Origin of the sequence: Natrialba hulunbeirensis JCM 10989 (assembly GCF_000337575.1) — an archaeon.
Lineage (GTDB): Archaea > Halobacteriota > Halobacteria > Halobacteriales > Natrialbaceae > Natrialba > Natrialba hulunbeirensis.
Window position 1 is genome coordinate 1 of sequence record NZ_AOIM01000026.1, and the last position, 21,827, is coordinate 21,827.

The 21,827-nt window shown below is 62.6% G+C and carries 19 protein-coding genes and 1 pseudogene; 7 read left to right on the forward strand and 13 right to left on the reverse strand.

The window, feature by feature from the left end; all coding sequences use genetic code 11:
* Positions 1 to 5: 5 nt before the first annotated feature.
* Genes C483_RS08885 through C483_RS08900 form a run of 4 tightly spaced genes read right to left on the reverse strand, consistent with a single transcriptional unit; the run spans position 6 to position 3,450 of the window.
* A complete protein-coding gene (locus tag C483_RS08885) occupies positions 6 to 293 on the reverse strand; it encodes a hypothetical protein (protein WP_006653022.1) in 288 nt (95 codons plus the stop codon).
* Positions 290 to 1,210 carry an ABC transporter permease gene (locus C483_RS08890; RefSeq protein WP_049912521.1) on the reverse strand — a complete coding sequence of 307 codons (921 nt, stop codon included), beginning with the start codon at positions 1,208 to 1,210 and terminating at the stop codon, positions 290 to 292. Before C483_RS08890 ends, C483_RS08885 begins: the two co-directional genes overlap by 4 nt.
* A complete protein-coding gene (locus C483_RS08895; RefSeq protein ID WP_006653024.1) occupies positions 1,207 to 2,289 on the reverse strand; it encodes an ABC transporter ATP-binding protein in 1,083 nt (360 codons plus the stop codon). The genes C483_RS08890 and C483_RS08895 overlap by 4 nt, the downstream gene beginning before the upstream one ends.
* Before the next feature lie 9 nt (positions 2,290 to 2,298).
* Positions 2,299 to 3,450 carry an ABC transporter substrate-binding protein gene (locus C483_RS08900; protein WP_006653025.1) on the reverse strand — a complete coding sequence of 384 codons (1,152 nt, stop codon included), beginning with the start codon at positions 3,448 to 3,450 and terminating at the stop codon, positions 2,299 to 2,301.
* Between the two features lie 286 nt (positions 3,451 to 3,736).
* Between C483_RS08900 and C483_RS08905 the strand changes: the two genes are divergently transcribed.
* The gene (locus tag C483_RS08905; RefSeq protein ID WP_006653026.1) at positions 3,737 to 4,855 is read left to right on the forward strand and encodes a class II histone deacetylase; all 1,119 of its coding nucleotides are present in this window, start codon (positions 3,737 to 3,739) and stop codon (positions 4,853 to 4,855) included.
* A 95-nt stretch (positions 4,856 to 4,950) separates the two neighbouring features.
* Here the strand turns inward: C483_RS08905 and C483_RS08910 are convergent, their stop codons facing one another.
* The 3 genes and pseudogenes from C483_RS08910 to C483_RS08915 form a co-directional block, all read right to left on the reverse strand.
* The gene (locus tag C483_RS08910; RefSeq protein ID WP_006653027.1) at positions 4,951 to 6,075 is read right to left on the reverse strand and encodes an aspartate aminotransferase family protein; all 1,125 of its coding nucleotides are present in this window, start codon (positions 6,073 to 6,075) and stop codon (positions 4,951 to 4,953) included.
* A gap of 91 nt (positions 6,076 to 6,166) precedes the next feature.
* Positions 6,167 to 6,394: pseudogene (locus C483_RS21155) on the reverse strand (aspartate aminotransferase family protein); the annotation flags it as partial.
* 250 nt (positions 6,395 to 6,644) lie between these two features.
* Positions 6,645 to 7,136 (reverse strand): SAM-dependent methyltransferase, encoded by a 492-nt coding sequence (locus C483_RS08915; RefSeq protein WP_006653028.1) that lies wholly within the window; start codon positions 7,134 to 7,136, stop codon positions 6,645 to 6,647.
* Positions 7,137 to 7,266: 130 nt separating this feature from the next.
* Between C483_RS08915 and C483_RS08920 the strand changes: the two genes are divergently transcribed.
* Positions 7,267 to 7,821 carry a pyridoxamine 5'-phosphate oxidase family protein gene (locus C483_RS08920; RefSeq protein ID WP_006653029.1) on the forward strand — a complete coding sequence of 185 codons (555 nt, stop codon included), beginning with the start codon at positions 7,267 to 7,269 and terminating at the stop codon, positions 7,819 to 7,821.
* A gap of 218 nt (positions 7,822 to 8,039) precedes the next feature.
* Positions 8,040 to 9,425 (forward strand): glutamine synthetase family protein, encoded by a 1,386-nt coding sequence (locus C483_RS08925; protein WP_006653030.1) that lies wholly within the window; start codon positions 8,040 to 8,042, stop codon positions 9,423 to 9,425.
* A gap of 9 nt (positions 9,426 to 9,434) precedes the next feature.
* Here the strand turns inward: C483_RS08925 and C483_RS08930 are convergent, their stop codons facing one another.
* Positions 9,435 to 10,688, reverse strand: coding sequence for a methyl-accepting chemotaxis protein (locus C483_RS08930; RefSeq protein ID WP_006653031.1), 1,254 nt, complete (start codon positions 10,686 to 10,688; stop codon positions 9,435 to 9,437).
* 104 nt (positions 10,689 to 10,792) lie between these two features.
* On the opposite strand from C483_RS08930, the gene C483_RS08935 reads away from it, so the two are divergent.
* Complete coding sequence (locus C483_RS08935) at positions 10,793 to 12,787, forward strand: oxidoreductase (protein WP_006653032.1); 1,995 nt, start codon at positions 10,793 to 10,795, stop codon at positions 12,785 to 12,787.
* A gap of 14 nt (positions 12,788 to 12,801) precedes the next feature.
* Here the strand turns inward: C483_RS08935 and C483_RS08940 are convergent, their stop codons facing one another.
* The 4 genes from C483_RS08940 to C483_RS08955 are packed head-to-tail and all read right to left on the reverse strand — an operon-like array spanning position 12,802 to position 16,756.
* A complete protein-coding gene (locus C483_RS08940; RefSeq protein WP_006653033.1) occupies positions 12,802 to 13,623 on the reverse strand; it encodes an ABC transporter permease in 822 nt (273 codons plus the stop codon).
* Positions 13,620 to 14,600 (reverse strand): ABC transporter permease, encoded by a 981-nt coding sequence (locus C483_RS08945; protein ID WP_006653034.1) that lies wholly within the window; start codon positions 14,598 to 14,600, stop codon positions 13,620 to 13,622. The genes C483_RS08940 and C483_RS08945 overlap by 4 nt, the downstream gene beginning before the upstream one ends.
* Positions 14,584 to 15,672: an ABC transporter ATP-binding protein gene (locus tag C483_RS08950; RefSeq protein WP_006653035.1), complete on the reverse strand. Its 1,089-nt coding sequence runs from the start codon at positions 15,670 to 15,672 to the stop codon at positions 14,584 to 14,586. The genes C483_RS08945 and C483_RS08950 overlap by 17 nt, the downstream gene beginning before the upstream one ends.
* A gap of 22 nt (positions 15,673 to 15,694) precedes the next feature.
* On the reverse strand, positions 15,695 to 16,756 hold the full coding sequence (locus tag C483_RS08955; RefSeq protein ID WP_049912522.1) for an extracellular solute-binding protein: 1,062 nt from the start codon (positions 16,754 to 16,756) through the stop codon (positions 15,695 to 15,697).
* Between the two features lie 175 nt (positions 16,757 to 16,931).
* Here C483_RS08955 and C483_RS08960 point away from each other — a divergent pair, with 175 nt between their 5' ends.
* Entirely contained in the window at positions 16,932 to 18,287 is a 1,356-nt protein-coding gene (locus C483_RS08960) for a glutamine synthetase family protein (protein ID WP_006653037.1), read from the forward strand.
* A 1-nt stretch (position 18,288) separates the two neighbouring features.
* On the opposite strand, the gene C483_RS08965 is transcribed toward C483_RS08960, so the two are convergent.
* Complete coding sequence (locus C483_RS08965; protein ID WP_006653038.1) at positions 18,289 to 19,503, reverse strand: NAD(P)/FAD-dependent oxidoreductase; 1,215 nt, start codon at positions 19,501 to 19,503, stop codon at positions 18,289 to 18,291.
* Between the two features lie 133 nt (positions 19,504 to 19,636).
* On the opposite strand from C483_RS08965, the gene C483_RS08970 reads away from it, so the two are divergent.
* Together C483_RS08970 and C483_RS08975 are read left to right on the forward strand one after the other, a co-directional pair.
* Positions 19,637 to 20,278: a type 1 glutamine amidotransferase gene (locus C483_RS08970; protein ID WP_006653039.1), complete on the forward strand. Its 642-nt coding sequence runs from the start codon at positions 19,637 to 19,639 to the stop codon at positions 20,276 to 20,278.
* A 145-nt stretch (positions 20,279 to 20,423) separates the two neighbouring features.
* Positions 20,424 to 21,809, forward strand: a complete 1,386-nt coding sequence (locus C483_RS08975; RefSeq protein WP_006653040.1) for an aspartate aminotransferase family protein — start codon at positions 20,424 to 20,426, stop codon at positions 21,807 to 21,809.
* The last annotated feature ends 18 nt before the right edge of the window (positions 21,810 to 21,827 follow it).

The following is a 21,827-nucleotide window of genomic DNA, read 5'->3' on the forward strand; positions in this document are numbered from 1 at the left end:
CCCGCTCAGAGATGTGTATAAGAGACAGGTGTCGTGATGAAGCTGATCTGCAGCGACGTAATCGTCGCGCTGATCGCGGCGTCGTTATCCAGGAAGACCATGTACCAGTCGAGCGTGAGACTCGACGGCGGGAACGTGAGAACCTCCCGCTCGGCGAACGACATGAAGGTCACGACGAAGATGGGGAACCAGAGATAGAGGATCGCGAGCACGAGACAGGTGAGCCCCGCCTTTCGGCCGTGGTTGTAGGCGACCCGCTCGAGAAGGTCCCACGCGGACGAGAGTGCGCTCATTCGTCCTCACCTCCGAGGTCGAAGAAGTTCCCGCCGGCCAGCATTCCCAGCACGAGCATGGCAACGACGATAAACGCGACAGTGATACTGAGCGCGGCACCGAACGACCAGTTGAACGCCTCGACGAACTGGTTCTCGATTATCATCCCGACCATGGTGTTGTCCGTCCCGCCCAGAAGCTGGGGCGTGATGAACGAGCCGAAGATCGGGATCCCGACGAGGATCACGCCGACCATGATCCCGTTTTTCGTCATCGGAAGCGTAACCGAGAGGAACGTCTTGATCGGCCCCGCTCCGAGGTCCATCGACGCGTCGATGAGGTCCTGATCGAGGTACGAGAGGGAGGCATAGAAGGGAAGAACCGCCAGCGGCAGGTAGATGTAGATGAAGCCGATGAGCACCGCCTCGTGGCTGTAGAGCACGCCGAGCGGCTCGTTTATCGCGCCGACGAACAGCAGTGCCGCGTCGAGAACGCCGTTCGTCTGCAGGATGTTGATCCAGGCGTACATCCGGATGATGTAGTTCGTCCAGAACGGCATGATGACCAACAGCAGGATCATCGTCGTCCGCCGGGAGAACCGAACCATACTGTAGGCGATCGCGTAGCCGATGAGCACCGTCAGTATCGTCGCCTGCGCCGTAATCACGGTCGTTCGCCAGAGGATCGACAGGTAGACCTCCTGCGTGACGAGGCGCATGTAGTTCTCGAACGTTGCTGGTGCCGGCGGCATCCCCTCGAGGAGCGAGAGGTACGCCATGAACACGAGTGGCAGGAGGAAAAAGACCGCAAGCACCAGTGCGGGCGGGAAGACGATCAGGAAAATCTTCAGCCGCGGCCGCTCGCGCAGGAATGATTGCCAGTGTTCGAACCCGTCTGCCACGTTCGCACGAATACCGGGCAGTCTGGCCGAACTCATGCCTCAGACTCCCTCCGCGGGAAGAGGTAGGCGGCATCGTCACTCCACGAGACGCCGACCTCGTCACCGACATCGAACTGGCTCGACCCCAACTCTGCCGTGATCGTTCCGACGTCGGTGTCGATGTGGTACGTCGTCGTTCCACCCTTGTAGATGCGGTTTCGGACTGTTCCTGCGATTGCGTTCGCCTCGGCCGCTGTGGACGGCTCGATTCGCATATCGTCCGGCCTGATACAGAGGTCGATCTCGTGGTGGCCGTTGTCGCGGACTCCCGGATCGACGTACGAGTCGCCAACCGCTCGCGTTGCGTCGTTGATATCCACTGCGAGAGTGCCGTTGTCGCGCTCGAGTTCCGCCGGCAACGTGTTGATGTCGCCGATGAAGTTCGCGACGAAACTGTTGTTCGGTTCGTCGTAGAGCTCTTCGGCGGTACCGATCTGTTCGATCTGGCCGTCGTTGAGCACGATCAACCGGTCGGAGACGGCCATCGCGACCTCCTGGTCGTGGGTAACGTAAAGGAACGTGATGCCGGTCTCGTGTTGGATCTGCTGGAGTTCGATCTGCATGTGCTGGCGCAACTTTCGGTCGAGCGACGCCAGCGGTTCGTCGAACAACAGCAGCTTCGGTTCGTTGACCAGCGCACGGGCGAGCGCGACACGCTGTTGCTCACCGCCCGAGAGTTCGTGGGGCTCACGGTCGTCGTAGCCTTCGAGGTGAACGATCTCGAGCATCTCCTGCACACGGTCCTCGCGCTCGTCGGCTGGAACGCCGCCCTGCTTGAGCCCGTATGCGATGTTCTCGGCGACGGTCAGGTGCGGAAACAGCGCCAGGTCCTGGAACATCATGTTCACGTCCCGTTCGAACGGCGGGTTCCCGACGACATCGTCGCCGCCGATTCTGATCTCGCCCGCTGTTGGTGACTCGAAGCCGGCAATCATCCGCAAAATTGTCGACTTGCCGGAGCCACTCGGCCCCAGAATCGAGATGAACTCGCCCTCTGTGATGTCGAAATCGACATCGTCGACCGCCAGCACCGAGCCGAACTCCTTGCGCAAGCCGTGGATTGTAATGTCTGACATCGGTATCAGTCAGTTCTTCACTTCGGTCCAGATCTGGTCGTACGTCTGGAGCAGGTCGTCGCCAAGCGGTTCGGCGAACATGAGGCGGTCCTCGAGTTCGCCCCAGCGGAAGAATTCGATTTCCTCCTCGGTGATCGTTCCTTCCTCGAGATCCTCGGCGTACAGCTCTTCGAAGTCATCGTGGTCGATCGCCGGCGGGTAGCCGCTCTCGTGGAAGATGTTCTTGAGGTTGTCCGGCTGGGTAACCCAGTCCATAAGCAGCGTCGCTGCTCGCGGGTTCGGACAGTCCGTCGGAATTGCCATGTCGTCGAGCTGGTAGAGCCCGCCCTCCTCGGGGATCGTGTAGTTGATCGGTGCTTCGTCCTCGAACCTGGCGAGGTACGTCTGTCCGTCAAGCAGCGGACCGACCACCACGTCTTCGTTGACGAAGAGGCCGCGAGCGTGGTTGTACTCGTCCCACAGGGTTTCGTTGAGATCGATCTGTTGTTCGAGCACCTCCTGAATTTCGTCCAGATCGTCGGGGTCGAACGGGTCCTGGTCCGTGTACAGTGCGGCGATCTGGCAGGGGTACTGCGCTTCGTCCCACATGCAGATGTCGCCGGCGTACTCCTCGTCCCAGAGGACGCCCCACGAATCCGGCGGACTCGAGAAGTGATCCTCGTTGTACGTCAGCGTCGGATACAACAGCAACGACTGGGGCATCGCGTACACCTCGCCGTCCTTCCCGGCGTAGTCGTGCATGGTGTCTTGCAGGAAGTCGGGCAGCGCCTCCCAGCCCTCGAACTGATCGACCGGCAGCGGCTCGAAGAAGTCGTTCTCGACGGAACGAACGGTGTAGTTCCCGGTGGAGCCGACGTGATCGATAGCGTGGTTACCGGCCTCCAGGCGGGAGTACCACTCCGCCGCGGAGGAGTAGCCGGTCGACGAGGAACTCTCGATGCCGTACTCGGCGCTGAACTCCTCGACGGTCCAATCGCGGAAGTCGTAGAACCAGTTCCACATGTTGATCTCGTTCTCCGGTTCCACATCGTCGAGGTCGATATCGATCGGTCGTACGTACTCGCGGCCGTCGTCGCCGCCGAGACAGCCGGCCGCCGCTGCTGCGCCACCGGCAGCCGTCGTTTTCAGAACAGTCCGTCGGCTGATGTTTTCCTCAACCATGATCTGTGTTATCTCCTCACACTATATATACATTTCGACGAGAACGACAGATGCTGGATACTGTCCAAAAATAGTGCACCGAAATGAAGAACAGCCGAATATCTATACAACGGTAGTCAGTATACGATCGTATACCGCACGCTGTCTACCAACGTACCGATTTTCGAACGAAAACAATGTATCTCGGCGGTAACACGCCAAACTAGGGTTTCCTCGCCGGGTTTGACTTCGACAGACCGGTCACAGAGACAGAAGGTCTTATGTAGAATGACAGAGAGTGCCAACCATGGGCCGAACGATAACTGCGTTCTGGGACGAGAGTTTCATCGCTCACGAACAGCCGGCCGGCGAGTTCGAATCCGAGTGGACCGGTAGACTGGCGTACCGCCAACCGCATCCGGACCGGCCCGAGCGCCTCAAAAACATCTACAGCATCGTTCAGTCCGAACTCGCCGACCACGTCACGCTGGCTGATGTCGAGCCCGCAACTCGAGTGCAACTCGAGCGCACCCACACCGCAGATCACATCGACGACCTGCAGGCGTTCTGCGCCGACGGCGGCGGTCGGATCACCGCCGAAACCGGCGCGAACGAACACACCTTCCGCGCCGCAACACACGCCGCGGGTGCGACCTGCCTCGCCGCCGAACACGCACTCGAGACACCCTCGGACAACGTTCCGTACGCGATGGTCCGACCGAGCGGCCACCACGCCCAACCGGAACAGGTCGACGGCTTCTGTTATTTCAACAACGTCGCCGTCGCGGCGGATCACGTCCTCGAGACGACCGACACCGAACGCGTTGCCATCGTCGACTGGGACGTTCACCACGGTAACGGCACGCAGGAGTGCTTCGAGGACCGCGACGACGTGCTCGTGATCGGCATCCACAACGACCACTGGTCGTGGGATCCCGAGGCCCACCCGCAGACGGGCGACCTCGACGAGGTTGGCACCGGCGATGGCGAGGGCTACAACGTCAACGTCCCGCTCCCGCCGGGAACCGGTGACGAGGGCTACGAACACGTCTTCGACCGTATCGTCGAACCGCTGCTCCGGTCGTACGATCCCGACCTGCTGCTCATCAGCGCCGGCCAGGACGCCGGCACGATGGACCCGCTCGGCCGAAACGTCGTTACGAAGGGCGGCTTCGAAGAACTGGGCCGGCGCGCGCGAGTGCTCGCTGACGAGTACGCCGACGGAAACCTCGCCGTCGTGCAGGAAGGTGGCTATCAGGTCAGCCACCTCGCCTACGCTACGCTCGGCGTCCTCGAGGGCGTCCTCGGCGTCGAAACCGGCATCGACGACCCCATGGCCTGGATGGACGAAGACTACGACTCCGCACAGCGTGCCATCGAAGACATCGCTGCCTATCACAGCGAGTACTGGCCGGTACTCGAGTAACGGCACGGACACGCTGTTTTTACACGTTACGCACCCAGCAGTCGAGGCGCGAGCGTCGGAAGCGAAAAATTCGGTGGCTGACAGCTGTGTTCGGACTACTGCCGGTCGGCGAGCATCGGTGCCACGTCCTTGAACGCCTCGAGGTGGCGGTCGATGTGTTCGTCCTCGTGTTGGACGCTGATAGTCCACTGCTGGGAGGCGTGGTGGGGGTGTGGCAGGACGCCGCGTTCGAGCATCGCGAACCAGTAGTTCTCGTGGAACTCGACGTCGACGTGTTCGTCGAAGTCTCGGTAGTTGTTGATCTCCTCGTCGGTGAAGACGACGATGCCCTGGGAGTTGACCTGTTCGACGTGGCCGGCGAGGCCGACGTCAGCCATGATCTCTTCGTAGCCGGTCGCGAGTCGGTCGCCGAGGGCGTCGACGTGGTCGTAGGCGTCGTCGGTGAGCACCTCGTTCAGCACGGTCGTCACGGCACGCAGGACGAGCGGGTTGCCGTTGTAGGTGCCGTAGTGGGCTGTGCCGTTCTCGATCTCGCGCATGATGTCTTCACGGCCGCCGAACGCGCCGACGGGCATGTTCCCGCCGATGCTCTTTGCCATCGTGACTAGATCGGGCTCGACACCGTAGTACTCCGTCGCGCCGCCGGGTGCGATCTTTACGCCGGTCTTGACCTCGTCGAAGATGAGGACGACGTTGTACTCGTCACACAGCTCGCGCAGCCCCTGCAGGTACTCGCCGTGTGGCTGGGTGACGCCGACGTTCATCACGATCGGTTCGACGATGAGCGTCCCGATTTCGGTCGCGTTCTCCTCGAGGATCGACTCGATGGCGTCGAGGTCGTTCCACGGGCCGATCTCGACGGTGTCCGCGATCGCTTCCGGAACGCCCTCGCTCTCGATCACCGTGGTCGGCTGTTTCGGATGACCGAGTTTGTGCGCGGGAACGGACTTGCTCAGCAGGACGTAGTCGTGTGCGCCGTGGTACGAGCCCTCGATCTTCAGGACCTTCTCCCGGCCGGAGTAGGCTCTGGCGAGACGAATCGCGTGCATCGTCGACTCGGTGCCGCTGTTGGTGAACCGAACGAGGTCGATCGGGTCCCAACGGTCCTTGATCGCCTCGGCGGCCTCCCCGAGCAGTTCGTGGGGGTGGGTGAACAGCGTCCCGTTCTCGAGTTGGTCGCGCAGTGCGTCGGTGACGGCGGGGTGGTTGTGGCCGACCATACCCGCGCCGTTGTTCAGGTCGTAGTNGGGTGAACAGCGTCCCGTTCTCGAGTTGGTCGCGCAGTGCGTCGGTGACGGCGGGGTGGTTGTGGCCGACCATACCCGCGCCGTTGTTCAGGTCGTAGTCGATGTAGCGGTTGCCGTCGACGTCGTAGAGGTACGGCCCGTCCGCCCGGTCGATGACCATCGGGTAGGGCTCGAACGCACGGTACGTGCTGGCGACCCCTGCCGGCACGTGCTCGTAGAGTTCCTCGTATGCTCGTTCGCTCGTTGGCGTCCGCTCGCGGTAGGATGCGTCTATCTCGTCCCAGAGCTCCATACCGTGGTAGTTCGAGGCACAGCTAATAAAGATTCGTCTCGTGTCTCGCCGACGGCTGTCTCCGGTGATAGCTGGTCGAACCGAGGGCAGTCCACCGAGAGTATGGATCCGGCTCCCGTACCGGACGACCGTTGCGTCGCTATCGTACCAACTGAAACTGTTTGTACAGCGACCACACTGTCCGCAGTTCTCACCCACCGTGCTCGCTCCGAACCGCGCCCCCCTCGTACAACCGGATGCGCACTGACTTTCAGGGGCTACAATCGTCGTAATAGGTCGCCATGAGTTCGGCGGCCCACGTCGGTTGTGTTACGTCACCGTTCGGCCCAAATTCGTTCATGCACGGTTTGATCGCTACGACGGGCGTTCCATCGATAGCATCCAACCCGACCACATCGATCGTTAACTCGTCCACACCACGGATCTGACAGCGCGAGACGCCGATTCGGTTCGGACGTCCTTTAGCACGTTGTGCGAAGATCCCCACCGCCGGCCAGTCGGGATTGTTTCGGGGGTGTCGTGCCCCGAATTCGATGTTCTCCTCACGAACGCGATGCATGACGAAGACGATTTCCACGTGCGAAAAGTCGTCGAGTCCCCGTAGCGCAGCGGGAGTGAATCGCGTCGAATCGAGTTCGATGCTCGACTCGACGTCACCCCACCCGTCGTCCTGTTTCGTCTTCCGTGGCGAGTGAACAGTGCCGATTGGGTCGAGTTCGATCGGTGGTGAATTACGTGTCATACACGGATATTGTCGTTAACGGACACATAGCCGTCGATTAGCGCAATATCCCCGCGTTGGCTCTCTTCGAACTGTGCTAAGTGTTGACGGTGACGTGCAACGTTATATCCGATCAGACCGACCAATCGGTATGAAGGATTCACCGAGTGTCGCATCCGACGACATCCGATACCAGGGCAAAGCAGTCGACGACGAAGAGTGGATCCGGGAGTTCCTGGCCGGCCAGGAAACAGGTGTTCTCGGACTCGTCGACGACAAGGAACCACACCTCGTCACCCAACTGTTCGTCTGTGAGGACGATTCGATCTACGTCCACGGTGCCAGCGACGGCCGCGCCTACGACCTCGTCTCGAGTACCGACGAGCCACAGGCCAGTTTCACGACGAGCGAGATGGGCCGATTCATCCCCGCGGAGGAACCGGTGAACTTCACCGTCGAATACGCGAGTGTCGTCGCCTACGGTCCGATCTCGCTTCTCACGGAGCGAGCGGAGAAACGGGACGTACTCGAGTCCTTCATGGACAAGTTCGCCCCGCAGCTCACGCCCGGCGAGGACTACCAGCTGATGAGTGACGAATCGATCGACCGGACAGCAGTGTACCGACTCTCGGTCGATCGTTGGAGCGCCAAGCGCGGCGAGAAGCCGGCCGATGAGCCGGGCGCGTACGACTCACCACTCCGATGAGAGCGACGAGAGACAGTCCCGACGGCAAGCAGTGACCCGTGTCAACGAGTGACTTAATACGGTCGAGTAAGACGAAAGATGGTACGAACAGACAATGGGAGCATGCACCGCCGAGCACCGACGAAGGTCCGGCACAGCGAACGGACGCCAGCGACCGAACGGACCGACTGTGACCGCCCACGACAACCATACTCGAACCACCCATACTGGAGGAATCAATGACTGACGCCAACGCGCCAGCCCCGAGTGAGCACGAAGACGACCACGTCGAGCGGATGCTCGACCTGCTTTCGGATCCCGACATCGACCACGTTTTCGTCGAATTTCCCGACATCAACGGCATCTCGCGCACCAAACAGCTACGCACCGACTACTTCCTCGACTCCTGGGAGACCGGGTTTCCGGTGAACCTCCTTATTCTCGCACAGACGCCGCGCAACGCCGTCCCCGAGGGCTCGGGCGTCGGCGAGGAGATCGACTACGGCGACGGCACACTCCGGCCGCTCCCGCACACGGCGTGTCGTCTCCCCTGGCGCGACGACGCGGCTCGCGTCCTCTGTGACGTCGTCGACGGCGGCGACCTCGTCGGCGCTGCCCCCCGGACCGCGCTCGCGCGGGTACTCGAGTCCGTCCCCGACGAGTTCGACTTCGAGTTCACTGTGGGAAGCGAACTCGAGTTCTACCTGCTTTCCGAGGCGGAGTCCGGGTCGGGCTACGAGCCGGTCACATCCGACAAACACGAGTGTGTCTCCTGGGCGACCGAGGAGGTTTCGGCGTTCTACAACGATCTGGCGGCCTGGAGCGAGGAGTACGGCGCGACGGTGACGTCGCTCATGCACGAGCACGGGGCGGGCCAGCTCGAGGTGCTGTTCGAGTACGGCGACCCGATGGAGCAGGCCGACGACACGTTCGATTTCAAGCGCCTGGTCAAGCAGACCGGCCGCTGTCACGATCTCTGGGCGACGTTCATGGCCAAGCCGTTCGGCGGGCGGGCAGGAAGCGGCTACCACCTTCATATTGGAGCGTTCCAGGACGGCGAAAACGTGTTCGAGGCCGGCGACGGAGAGACGAGCGATAGTACCACCACCGACGGCGAGGGCACGCTCTCACGAACCGGCCGCCAGTTCGTCGCCGGCGTCGTCGACCACGCCGATGCCCTCGCCGCACTCGGGACACCCACCATCAACGGCTTCAAGCGCTACGAACGCGGCTCGTTCGCACCCTACACCGCCTCCTGGGGATACGACAACCGCATGACCGGTATCCGAATCCCCTCCGGAACCACCCGCATCGAGAACCGAATCCCCAGCGCCGACGCGAACCCCTATCTCGTCATCGCTGCGACCATCGCGGCCGGGTTGGACGGTATCGAACGCGAGCTCGAGCCCGAGCCACCCGTCTCCGGCGATCCCGCCGGCGACCGACCGCCGCTTCCGCAGTCACCCGAACTCGCACTCGCCGCACTCGAGTCCGACGAGACGCTGACCGCCTCCCTCGGTGAGGACCTGATCCAGGCGTTCGTCGCTGCCAAGCGAGCGGAACTCGAGTCGTTCCGCGACACGGTGACCGACTGGGAGCGAGAACAGTACGTGGAGACGCTCTGAGTTGGGTTTCTATTCTGCACCGACCGTCGAGGATCGGTCGCGATCGCGCGCTGGCTCCGTCTCACCGTCGCGTGTCCCCGACCGCTTCGGCGCGATCTGTTCGTATGTGTCGTCGACGCGCCAGACGTAGCCCTCGATCGCGACGACCTCGCCGTGTTCATCGTACCGTCCTCGCCCCTGTTCGCGGACGCGAATGACATCTCCGCTGGTTGTATTCATCCGGTACTCGAGTGCGAACGACTCGCGCCGGTCGAGGTGCTCCTGGACGGTATCCCAGATTGCCGCCTGATCGTCGTCGTGGACGATGTCATCACCAACGGAGACCTCACCGCTGACGAGCTGTGCCGACGTGTAGCCGGTGAGTTCGGCGATGCCTTCGGAGGCGAACTGCACCGGCCACCCCTTTTCGTTTTCGTTGCGATAGGCGTAGCCGGGGAGGTTGTCCACGAAGGACGTGATGTGCCGGATCCGCTGGCGCTGTGCGTCGGCGTCGGCGTCGACCGCTGCCATCTCCTCCTGGACCGTCTGGGCTTGCTCGGAGACCGTGTTGAGTCGCGTCGCCAGTTCGGAGACGCTGACGGCCTGATCGTCGTTCGCGTCCGCGATCTCGCGGACGCCGTCGCTCGAGCGTTCGACGGCACGTTGAATTTCGCCCAGCGCGTCGGCCATCCGGTCGACCTGCGCGACCATCCCCTCGACGGACGCTTGCGTTTCGGTGCCGCGTTCGAGGCCGGTCTCGATATCAGTAGTCAGTGTGTCGAGGACCGAGCGGATCTCGGTTGCGTTCGACTCCGTCTCCTCGGCGAGCGCTTTGACCTCGTCTGCGACGATGGCGAAGCCGGCACCCGACTCACCGGCGTGTGCCGCCTGGATGCTGGCGTTGAGTGCCAGCACGTGCGTCTGCGTGGCAATATCGACGATGATGTCGACGATTTCGTGGACGCGGTCGGTCTGTTCGCCAACGGATTCGACGGCGTCCAGCAATCGTTCGACGTCAGCAGACGCCTGATCGGCGTGCTCGCTCACCGCTTCGCTCCGTTCGACGCCGCCCGAAGCGGTATCTGCTGCCTCCTCGGTCAGCGACTCGACCTCGGTCGCACTCGAGGCGACCTCCTCCATCGTCGCGCTCAGCGTGTCAATTTCGCGGCGCAGTGCCGCGAGCTCTGTCGACTGCGTTTCGGTTACTGCAACCGTCTCACCGATGCGCTCGTGGACGGTCTCGGTGTGCTCGACCACGTTTTGCAGTTCGCCACGTTCACTCATGTCTGTAGGTTATTTGATATTGGCATAGCAGTTGTGGCCGTGACGCGTCACCGATCGGTCACGGCTGTCGATACATTTGTGATGTATGATACCAAGAGACAAGTATGGGATACGAGAGCCTCTTTGACCCCCTCGAAATCGGTGACGTTACGCTGCGGAATCGAATCATGTCCTCGGGCCACCAGACGACGCTGGTCTCGGATCACCTCCCGACCGAAGACTTCACTGCATATCACCGGGCCCGCGCACAGGGCGGAGCCGGTCTGATCGTCCTCGAAGCTCACGCAGTCGACGAGAGCGGTCTCCTGACCTCGCACACGATCGACGCGAGTCGGGACGCCATCGTCGACGCATACGAACCGGTCGCAGAACAGCTTCACGACGACGGCGCGGCCGTCTTCGCACAGCTCTTCCACGGCGGCCGCGAACGCTACACGGGCGACTACGCGCCGCCAGCCCCCGCGCCGTCGGATACGCCGACCGACCGACTGAAGGTGGTCCCGAGACCGCTGACGACCGCGGAAGTCCGCGAGTTGATCGACTCCTTCGCCGCCGCAGCCGAGCGGATGGACCGGGCCGGACTCGACGGCGTCGAAATCGTCGGCTCGCACAGCTACCTTCCCGCACAGTTCTGGAGTCCGCACCTGAACGACCGCACCGACGAGTACGGCGGCGACCTCGAGAGCCGCTGTCGGTTCACCGTCGACATCGCGACCCAGATCAGAGAGCGAACCAGCGACGATTTCGTCGTTGGCGTCCGGCTGAGTACCGAAGAACGCCACCGTCGCGGGCTCGACTTTTCGGAGACGATCCCCATCATCGAGCACATCGACGCCGCCTGCGACCTCGACTACTGGAGCATCGTCGTCGGGAGCTCGAGTACCCACCGAAGCTGTAGCTACATCGTCCCGCCGGCGACGAAAGATCATAGCGTGGTCGAACAGCCCGGTGAAACCGTGAAGGAACTCGTCGACGCGCCTGTGATCGTCACCTCGCGGATCAACGAACCCGAAATCGGCGACCGGCTGATCCGGGAGGGCGCTGCCGATGTGGTCGGGATGACGCGAGCACTCATCGCCGATCCGGCGATGCCGCAGAAGGTGACGAACGGCAACCGCGAGGACATCACTTCCTGTGTTGCCTGTAACCAGGGCTGTATCGGCAGGTACCAGGAAGGGCTGCCGATCCGCTGTACGGTCAACCCCGAGACGGGACGCGAGCGCGAGTTTGCGGACGACGACACCGTCGAGACGGCTTCAGCGGTGACCGTCGTTGGCGGCGGCCCCGCGGGACTCGTCTGTGCGACGGCAGCAGCCGAACGCGACCACGACGTGACCCTCCTCGAGCAGGCGGATCGACTCGGCGGCCAGGTCCGCCACTACGCCGACCTCTCGCATCGCGGCGCGTTCGGCGAGTGGATCGACACGCTCGCAACTCGGGCGGCGGACGCGGGTGTCGACATCCAACTCGAGACGCGGTTCGAGCCAGCCGACCTCGAAGGTGCGACCGCCGACGACTCGACGGACGCGGTCGTGCTGGCGACAGGCGCGGTTGGCCGCGTCCCGGACATTTCGATCACCGAGGATGCGCGGGTGGTGACGCCCGGCGAACTGCTCGCAGACCCTGATAGTGTCCGCGGCGACGCCGTACTCGTCTCGGACTGGGACGGCAACGAGGCCGCACTGGACGTAGCTATGGCGTGTTCTGAATCTGACCGTGCAGCGAGCGTCGAACTCGCGACGGCGACGTACTCGCCCGGCGAAAACGTCCAGCAGTACGTCCAGAATCAGCTCCTCGGCACGCTCTCGGAGCGAAACGTCACGTTCACGCCGCACACGCGAGTCGCCGAAATCGGTGCTGCGGATGGCAAGGGTGCCGGGTCAGACGTTGTACTCGAGAACATCCACAGCGAGACCCGCGAGCGGCGGGACGGTATCGACGTGGTCGTTTTCGCCCACCGCGGGGAGGTAGCCTACGAGCCGTTCCGCGAGGCGGCGGCGCAGACGGACGTGTCGATCCATCGGGTCGGTGACGCCTGGGCGCCGCGGTCGCTCGACGAAGCGGTTCGAGAAGGGTACGAACTGGGACGGGAGTTGTAGCGGTCCCGTTTTCGCTAGAACCGCCGCAGCCGCGTCGCCATCGCCGCGATGGCGATGCTGATGAGCAACACGACCACGCTGATCGCGTACACTTCTGGCTCGATGTCAGCTCGAACCATGCCCCAGATACGGACCGGTAGCGGCACCGCACCGCCCCCGCTGACGAAGAACGAGATGAGGAACTCGTCGAACGAGAGCGTAAAGGAGAACAGCGCCGCCGCCAGGATGTTCGGCATCAGCGCCGGGAGCGTCACCTCGCGGAACGTCGTCAGCGGATCCGCCCCGAGATCCATCGCGGCCTCCTCGAGTGTCCGGTCGAGATCGATGACGCCCGCACCGACCACGAGCGTCGCGAACGGCAACGTGTAGAGTACGTGGCCGACGACGATCGGGAGGAAGCCACGACCGATTCCGAGCTGGGTGAAGAAGACGAACAGCCCGATCCCGTAGATGATGATCGGCAGCGTGAGCGGGACGAAGATGAGGTAGGTCGCGATCGGTCCCTTTCGCTTTGGCCAGTCGAATCGTGAGAGGCCGAAGGCTGCGACGACGGCCAGCACCGTCGAGATGATCATCACGACGATGCCGATCTGGATACTCAGCCACAGCGAGTCGATCAGGTCGCTTCGAGTTGCGAGGCTCGCGTACCACTCGGTCGTGAAGTCCCAGCGCAGCCCGTACCGGCCGGCATCGAACGACATGAGGACGACGACCAGGATCGGACCGTAGAGGAACAGGTAGGTGAGCACCGTCGCGAGCTTCAGCCCGCTCCCGGCCCCGTCGTTGGGGTCCGAATCGGAGCGGACCCGATCGCGGATGGAGTCGGTGACGCTCATAGGCCACCTCCGCCGAGGCCGCGAGATCCTTTCACGTCGATTCCCCACCGCATAGCGATCCAGATGGTCCCGAGGACGACGACGACCAGGATCACCGCCAGTGCGGCACCGAAATTCCAGTTAAACGCGGTGCCGAACTGCGTTTCGATCACCTGGGCGTACATTCGACCGCTGGTGCCGCCGAGCAACGACGGCGTCACGTACGCTGCGGCAGTCTTGATGAAGACGAAGACACCACCGGCGAGCGCCCCGGGGAGCGTCAGCGGGAAGACGACTTCCCGGAACGCTTCCCAGCGGGAGGCTCCGAGGTCGCGTGCTGCTTCGATCAGCGACGAGTCGAGCCCCTCCATGCTCGCGTACAGCGGCAGGATCGTAAACGGCACGAAGACGTAGACGAGTCCGATGATACTCCCGACGTAATTGTTCAACAGCGGCAACGACGGTAAGCCCATCGTCGTGAGCGCACTGTTGATGAACCCATTGTTCGAGAGGATCGGAATCCACGCGTACGTCCGGATCAGATAGGACGTCCAGAACGGGATGATGACGAGCATCACGAGCGCGATCTTCCAGCGCTCGGGTGCGTGTTGTCCCAGGTAGTAGGTGATCGGGTACGAAATCACGAGCGACAACACCGTCACGATGACGGCGATCCCGATCGACCGACCCAGCAACCGCACGTAGGACAGTTCACTGAACTGCAGCGACGTAATCGCCGAGACATCGACGAACCGACCGAAGTGCTCGAACGTCAGCCCCGACGCGAACGGATCCTCGACGAAGATGCTGTAGATCAACAGCAACGCGACGGGAACCGCATAAAAGACAGTCAGCAGGATGAGGACCGGGCCAAGGCTGATCGCGCCCTTGAACACCTCGCTGTCTGCCCACTCGAGTACCCGCTCGCGAAGCGTGCTGGTCTCCGGTGTCCGCTGAGAGCGGACCGGATCCGTGGCGACGTCATCCTGTGAGGACATTGGTGTTCTCCTGGTCCCAACTGATCGTACACTCGCTACCCGGCGTCGGGAGGTTGACCGTGTCGATCACCTGCTGTTCGAGGACGAGTTCGGTGCCGTCGATGGTGACGTGTACCTTCGCGACGTTCCCCTGGTAGATGACGTCCTCGACTTCGCCGCGGAGTGTGACGGCGTTTTCGTTGCCGTTGCCCGCCCCATCGCCAAGCGCGATCTTCTCCGGACGAATGGAGACGGAGAGCGACTGGCCGTCTGCAGCAGCCGACAGTGAGTCGATCGGTACGTCGACGCTGCCACACTCGACGGCGGCAGCGTTCCCGTTCCCGCCCCCGTTCTCGACGTAGGTGCCGTCGAGCAGGTTCGTGTCGCCGATGAAGTCGGCGACGAATCGGGTCCGTGGGCTCTCGTAGATCTCCGTCGGCGTGCCGCGTTGTTCGATTTCGCCCTCGTTGAGGATGATGATCTCGTCGCTCATCGTCAGTGCCTCCTCCTGGTCGTGCGTGACGTAGACGAACGTGATCCCGAGTTCCTCCTGCAGGTTCTTCAGTTCGACCTGCATGTTCTTTCGCAGTTTCAGGTCGAGCGCACCGAGTGGCTCGTCGAGCAACAGCACCTCTGGTTCGGTGATCAGCGCTCGCGCCAGCGCGACGCGCTGTTGTTGCCCGCCGGAGAGTTCGTCGATGCCGCGGTCTTCGATTCCCGGCAACTCGATCAGGTCGAGCATCTTTGCAACCCGGTCGGATCGCTCGTCCGGTGGAACGTCGCGCATCTTCAGCCCGAAGCCGACGTTCTCGCCGACCGTCTTGTGCGGGAACAGCGCGTAGTTCTGAAAGACCATGCTCGTCGGCCGCAGATACGGCTCTTCCGTGGTAATGTCGTGATCACCGAGGCGAACGCGTCCCTCCGTCGGCGTCTCGAAGCCGGCGATCATCCGCAGCGTCGTCGTCTTCCCGCATCCAGAGGGGCCAAGCAGCGTCACAAACTTTCCCTCGTCGACGGTGAAGCTAACGTCTTCGACTGCGCGAACGCTGCCGAAATCCTTCGTCACGGAATCGACGTGTAGTGTTGAAGTCATACGTAGAATACCCTCTCAGCGATTAGACGGTGACGTCCGTCCAAATCTCGTCGTACGTCTGGATCTGGTCGTCGGTGTTGTACGCCGGGAACTCGGTGTTCTCGAGTGCCATCTCGAGGTTGTACTCGTCGAGTTCTTCGTCGGTGTAATCCACGGCGTCGGAGACGACGATGTACTCTGGCCCCTCGAACCACGCACGTGGAACCTCGGAGACCATGTAGTCGATGAACTGCTCGGCTTCTTCTTTGTTCTCCGAACCCCGGGCGATGCAGAACGAGTCGATCCAACCGATGGTCCCCTCCTCCCAGAAGGCGAGCGACACTGGTTCGTCCTCCGCCGCGAGGCGGTGGTAGGCACCGTCCCACGACGTTCCGATCGAAGCTTCTCCCTGCTGGAAGATCTGGATCGATTCCGCAGAGGACGTCCAGTAGGTGTTCACGAGGTCGACGTGTTCGTTCAACGCGTCCTCGATCGCATCCAGATCCTCGGGCTCGTCCGGATCTTGCCCGAGGTACTTCGCTGCGGTCCAGATCTGCGTTGCCGCGTCGTCGCGGCTCGTAATCTCCCCAGCGTACTCGTCGTCCCAGAGCACGTCGTAGCTGATTTCGTCGCCGAGGTCGCCGACTTCCTCGTGGTTGTAGACTGCGCCGTCGAACCCGAACGTCATCGGGACGGCGTACAGTTCGTCGTCGAACCAAAAGTCGTCGAGTTTCATCTCCTCGAAGATGTGCTCGTCCCAGCCGGGGACGTTGTCCAGATCGATCGGGTTGAGGAGATCGTTCTGGTATGCGCGCTCGAAGTCCGCACCCGGTGCGGACGGCGTCCAGACGTCGTACGTTCCCTCCGGGGCGGTCTCGATCTGATTGATCGCGTCGGCGTTCGACTCGTAGGTCTCGGTGTTAACCGTGATTCCCGTATCCTCCTCGAACGGCTGAATCCAGCTATCGTCGATGTACGCCCCCCAGCTGAAGTAGTTCACGACATCGCCGTCGTCGCCGCCAAGACACCCAGCAACTGTTCCCAGCGCCGCGGCACCACCTGTTGCTGTAATGAACCGTCTGCGTGATTGCTTACCAATTGGCATGTCAACACATGGTGGTATGGAACAGGAGTATTAATAACTATGGACAGGACTGAATGTGAATTGGGTGTTCTGAATAACGATTGGATATAATTCAGGCAAAGAGAACGACAATGGAGCCGTCGTTCTTCGGAAGCACCCATACGCTTAAGGTATCTACCCCGTTTCAGTGTTGACAATGGCTGACACGGAAGCGCGGCTCGAGTCGATGGTGCAGGATGACGATATCAACCACGTATTCGTCGAGTTCCCCGACCTGAACGGCCTGTCCCGGTCGAAACAACTCGATGCCGACTACTTCCTCGACTCCTGGGAGGACGGATTTACGATGAATCTCGCCCTTCTCACACAGACGCCACGAAGCGACGTCGTGGCGGGATCGAAGTACGGCGACGAAATTGACTACGCCGACGCGCTCGTCCACCCGGATCCACAAACCTGTCGGCGCGTTCCCTGGCGCGACGACGCAGTCCGCGTCATCTGTGACTTCGAGTTTCAGGACCAACCTGTCCCCGGCGCGCCGCGAACCGTTCTCAAATCCGTCATCGAACAGGTTTCCGCGGCCGGACTCGAGGCAGCCGTCGGCAGCGAACTCGAGTGCTTCCTTCTCGAGTCGGTTACCAACGGAGCCGAGGGTGGAGCGGAGACCGAGTCGGGGTCCCAAAGCGGGACGCAGTACGTCCCAGCAACGAGTGACAAGCACGAGAACCTCACGCGGGCGACGGAGGAAGTATCCCCGTTCTACGACCGCGTCTACGACTGGGCGTCGGCACTCGGACTGGATCTCACGACCATGCATCACGAGTTCGGTGCCGGACAGATCGAGATCCTCTTCAAGTACGGCGACCCGCTCGGCCAGGCCGACCGAACCTTTCGATTCAAAGAACTCGTCAAGCACGCGGCGACGGCCTGCGACCAACACGCGACGTTTATGGCGAAGCCGTTCACCGACCGGGCCGGCAGCGGCTACCACCTCCACGTGAGCCTCTTCGATGACGGCGAGAACGTCCTCGAAGGGGCCGACGGCGACCTCTCGGAGCGGGGCCGGCACTTCGTCGGCGGCCTCCTCGAACACGCCGACGCGCTCGCCGCGCTCGGGACGCCAAACCTCAACGGCTTCAAGCGCTACCAGCCGGGCACGTTCGCACCCTACTCGGCCTCCTGGGGGTACGGAAACCGAATGACTGCGATTCGCGTCCCCGGCCACGGAACGACCCGCGTCGAGAATCGCATCTCGAGTGCCGACGCCAACCCCTACCTGGTCGTTGCCGCGACGCTGGCCGCGGGACTGCACGGGCTGGAGGCCGAACTCGAGCCACCCGAACCGTCGGAGGGAGACCCGTCCGAGTCGCGACCGACGCTGCCCCAGTCGCCGCGGGAGGCGATCGACCGTCTGGAGGCCGACGAGGTGCTCACGGAATCGTTGGGCGAAGACGTCGTTTCCGAGTACGCCGCACAGAAGCGCCACGAGATCGAGCGCTTCTACAGTCAGACGACGGCGTGGGAGCGAGACGAGTACATGGAGATACTGTAGTCTACGGACCGGTTTCGGCTGCCGTCGGCGCGATGTACGGAAACTCCCACGACGGATTCGGATCGAATCGATCGGCTCGGTACGGCTCCAGCGGGAACGGTGCGTCTTCGTCGGCGACGTGTGCACGAATCGCGCGGCCGACGGCCGGCCCGGCCATGATGCCAAAGCCGTGGAGTCCGGTCGCGACGACGAGCCCTGCCGGCCCGTTCGACGGCGAATCGATAATCGGGAGGTGGTCCGGCGTCGCGGCATCCCCTGAGGGGCACGTGTCGTCGGTCGCGAGTCGTGCATCGGTCAGCGCCGGGAGCCGATCTGGAATCGTCCCGGCGACGAGTCGTTTGAACCCCTCGACTGTCGCCGACCGGATTGTACCCGGTTCGGAAACGTAGTATGCGCCCCCTCCAACGTGGAGGTCCCCGTTGTGTTCTGGTCGCCAGTAGAGTCGCGACTCCTGATCCCAGGCGATCGGATAGTCACCGATCTCGGCACCGGTCTCGAGGTTCGCCGTCTGGTAGCGGAACGGACGAACCGGGAGGTCAACGCCGGCGAGTTCCGGTGTGCGCCAGCCCGCGGCAACGACGACCCGGTCTGCGCGGACCTCACCGTCGTCGGTGCGAACCCCGCAAACAGTTCCGCCATCGACGATGAGTTCGGTCACCTCGGTGTTCGTCCGGATCTCCGCGCCCTCGCTCATCGCCTCGTCTGCCAACGTGGTCGCGTACGTGTAGGGATCGACCCAGCCGGCGTCCTCGAAGACGACCGCACCAGTGTGCGCTGACGCGTCGAACACGTCCGGATAGCGGTCCGCGAGCGACGCACCGTCGTGTGCCGTCACATCGAAGCCGTCGTCTCGGAAGTCTGCGGCCTCCTCGCGCAGTCCCGAAAGCTCCGGTGTCGTCCGTAGCTGAACGAACGGTCGCTCGTGAAACGAGAACTGGCCGGTGCCGTCGAACTCCCGGAAGAACTCGATCGAGTACCGGGCGGCTTCCCGCCGTTCGGCGTAGTCCGCGACCACGGTGACCAGTCCCGATGCGTGGCCGGTCGCCCCGCCGGCGATTCGATCGCGCTCGAGTACCGTCACGTCGTGATCCGGCGACAGTTCATGGGCTGCGCTGAGTCCTGCGATGCCACCACCGACGATGAGAATGTCTCCTGTCATTGATTCGGTGCCGACCGTTGCAGTCGGCTCGTGCGATTGTGTGTCATGGATGCACATAAGCGCTCCTCCCGGCTCGTCGAGTTTGCTTAGTACGCCCATCACGCTCACGCAGTTCGCCAACGCAGTTCACCATACTCACAGCACTACTTCCCCGTCAGAGTCATTACGGACCCCCACTATGTGTGGACCAATGATACTCGTCCTCGATCTGGAAGTGCAACCCGACTACCGCTACCTCGCTCCCGAAATCGCTCGCCTCACACCGGGTGAAACGGAGTATCGCGTCTTCGTTGACGAACCCGTGCAACCGGATCTGGAACCGTACGACGGCGTCATTCTCTCCGGCAGTACCGCGAGCGTCTACGACGACGAGCACGCCGACTGGATCGAGCCAGCCGAAACGCTCGTCCGCCGCTGTTGTGACGACAACGTTCCACTGCTCGGCGTCTGCTTCGGCCACCAACTGATCCACCAGGCACTCGGCGGCGTCGTCGAACAGGACGAACGCCGCGCGACGTTCGTCGAACTCGAGTCCACCGCCGGCGACGACCGCGCACTTGCCGACCTCAACCCCGTCGTCCCCGTCCTGCACGCCGACCTCGTCGTCGATGCGGCCGATGCACTCGAGTCCACCGCACAGACCGACTACAACGCACACTTCTGTAGCCGACACGCCGAGGCACCGATCTGGACGGTCCAGTTCCATCCCGAGTTCACCGAGCGCGTGCGCGACGAGCCAAGCGACTGGGCCGACGGCGATCACTCGTTCGAGGACTCGAACGCGACGCGGGTACTCGAGAACTTCGGGCGGTACTGTCGCGGCGACGAGTAGGGCGATCGGAGCGCGCAGTTTGTCATCGGCTCGTCATTGGAACGAGCGTTTCTCTCGGACGCTGTCGGAACGCTGCTGGCTATTCCGAATCGTCTCCGCTCATGTCCCCAAAAGTATTAATAAAATACTACCCCTCCTCTCTACAATGAGCCCTGGTGACAACAGGCATGACCACAGTCGACGACTTCGCGAACAGACGCCACAGAGCGAGCAGTTACACGAGCGAGCGGCCGAGGTAACGCCGCTCGGCGTCGAATCGAACGTCAGATCGTTCGATCCGTACCCCTTCTATGTCGAGGAGACATCGGGATCGACGGTGACGGATATCGACGACAACGAGTACCTCGATTTCCTGCTGGCGCTCGGTCCGATCATCCTCGGGCACAACCATCCGGACGTCACTGCAGCGGTGAAGGCCCAGGCTGAGCGAGCCGATTTGACGGCCACGCCACAGCGGATCGCGATCGAGTTCATGGAACGAATTGTCGAGATGACGCCGAGCATCGAACAGGTCCGGCTCGCGAACAGCGGGACCGAAGCGACGATGCACGCGATCCGAACCGCGCGGTCGTATACGGGTAACGACCTGATCGCGAAGCCGGAGGGCGGCTACGCCGGGGCACACGACTACGCGCTGATGAGCGTCTACGCGGACGAGGACGCGCTCGGGCCGAAGGAGCGGCCGAACACCGTTTCGTATGGCACCGGGATTCCTGACGTCGTCGAGGACACCGTCGTCGCGATTCCGTTCAACGACAAAGAGAACACCGAGGCAGTGTTGCGCGAGCACGCAGACGACCTCGCGGCGGTCATCATCGAACCGGTGATGTTCTCCGCGGGCTGTCTGAAACCGCAGGACGGCTACCACGAGTTCCTCCGCGAACTCACCGAGGAACTGGACATCGTCCTCATCTGGGACGAGGTGATGACCGGCTTCCGTCTCGGCCCGGCCAGCGCGCAGGGCCGGTTCGGCGTGACGCCGGATATGACGACGTTCGCGAAGGCAGCCGGCGGCGGCTACCAGGTCGGCGGCTTCGGCGGCAAGCGCGAGATTATGGCCGAAATCGAACCGCCGGAAGACGAGGATGCTGAATCGTGGCACAGCTCGGCGTTCCACGGCGGGACGTACAACGGTCACCCAGTCTCGTGTGCGGCCGGGCTCGCGACGCTCGATGTGCTGCAAAACGAGAACGTCTACGAGCACATCGATCGGATGGGCGAACGCCTGTTCGAGGGGCTCCAGGAGGTCGCCGACGACGCCGGACTCCCGGTCAACGTCCAGTACGTCGGCTCGATGGGGCAGGTGTACATGACCGACCACGAGATCCGCCATTACCGGGATACCTGGCACGCAAACAGTGACCAGTACGCCGACTGGTGGCGCGAGGCCGCGGCCGGCGGCGCACTGTTTGGCAACCCGATGCAGAGCGAGCGCTTCTTTACGACCTACACGCACACCGAAGAACAAATCGACCGCGCGCTTTCGATCGCCGAAGACGCGTTCAACGCGGTAAATCACGAGTACGAATGACAGAACCGAATCGAACGC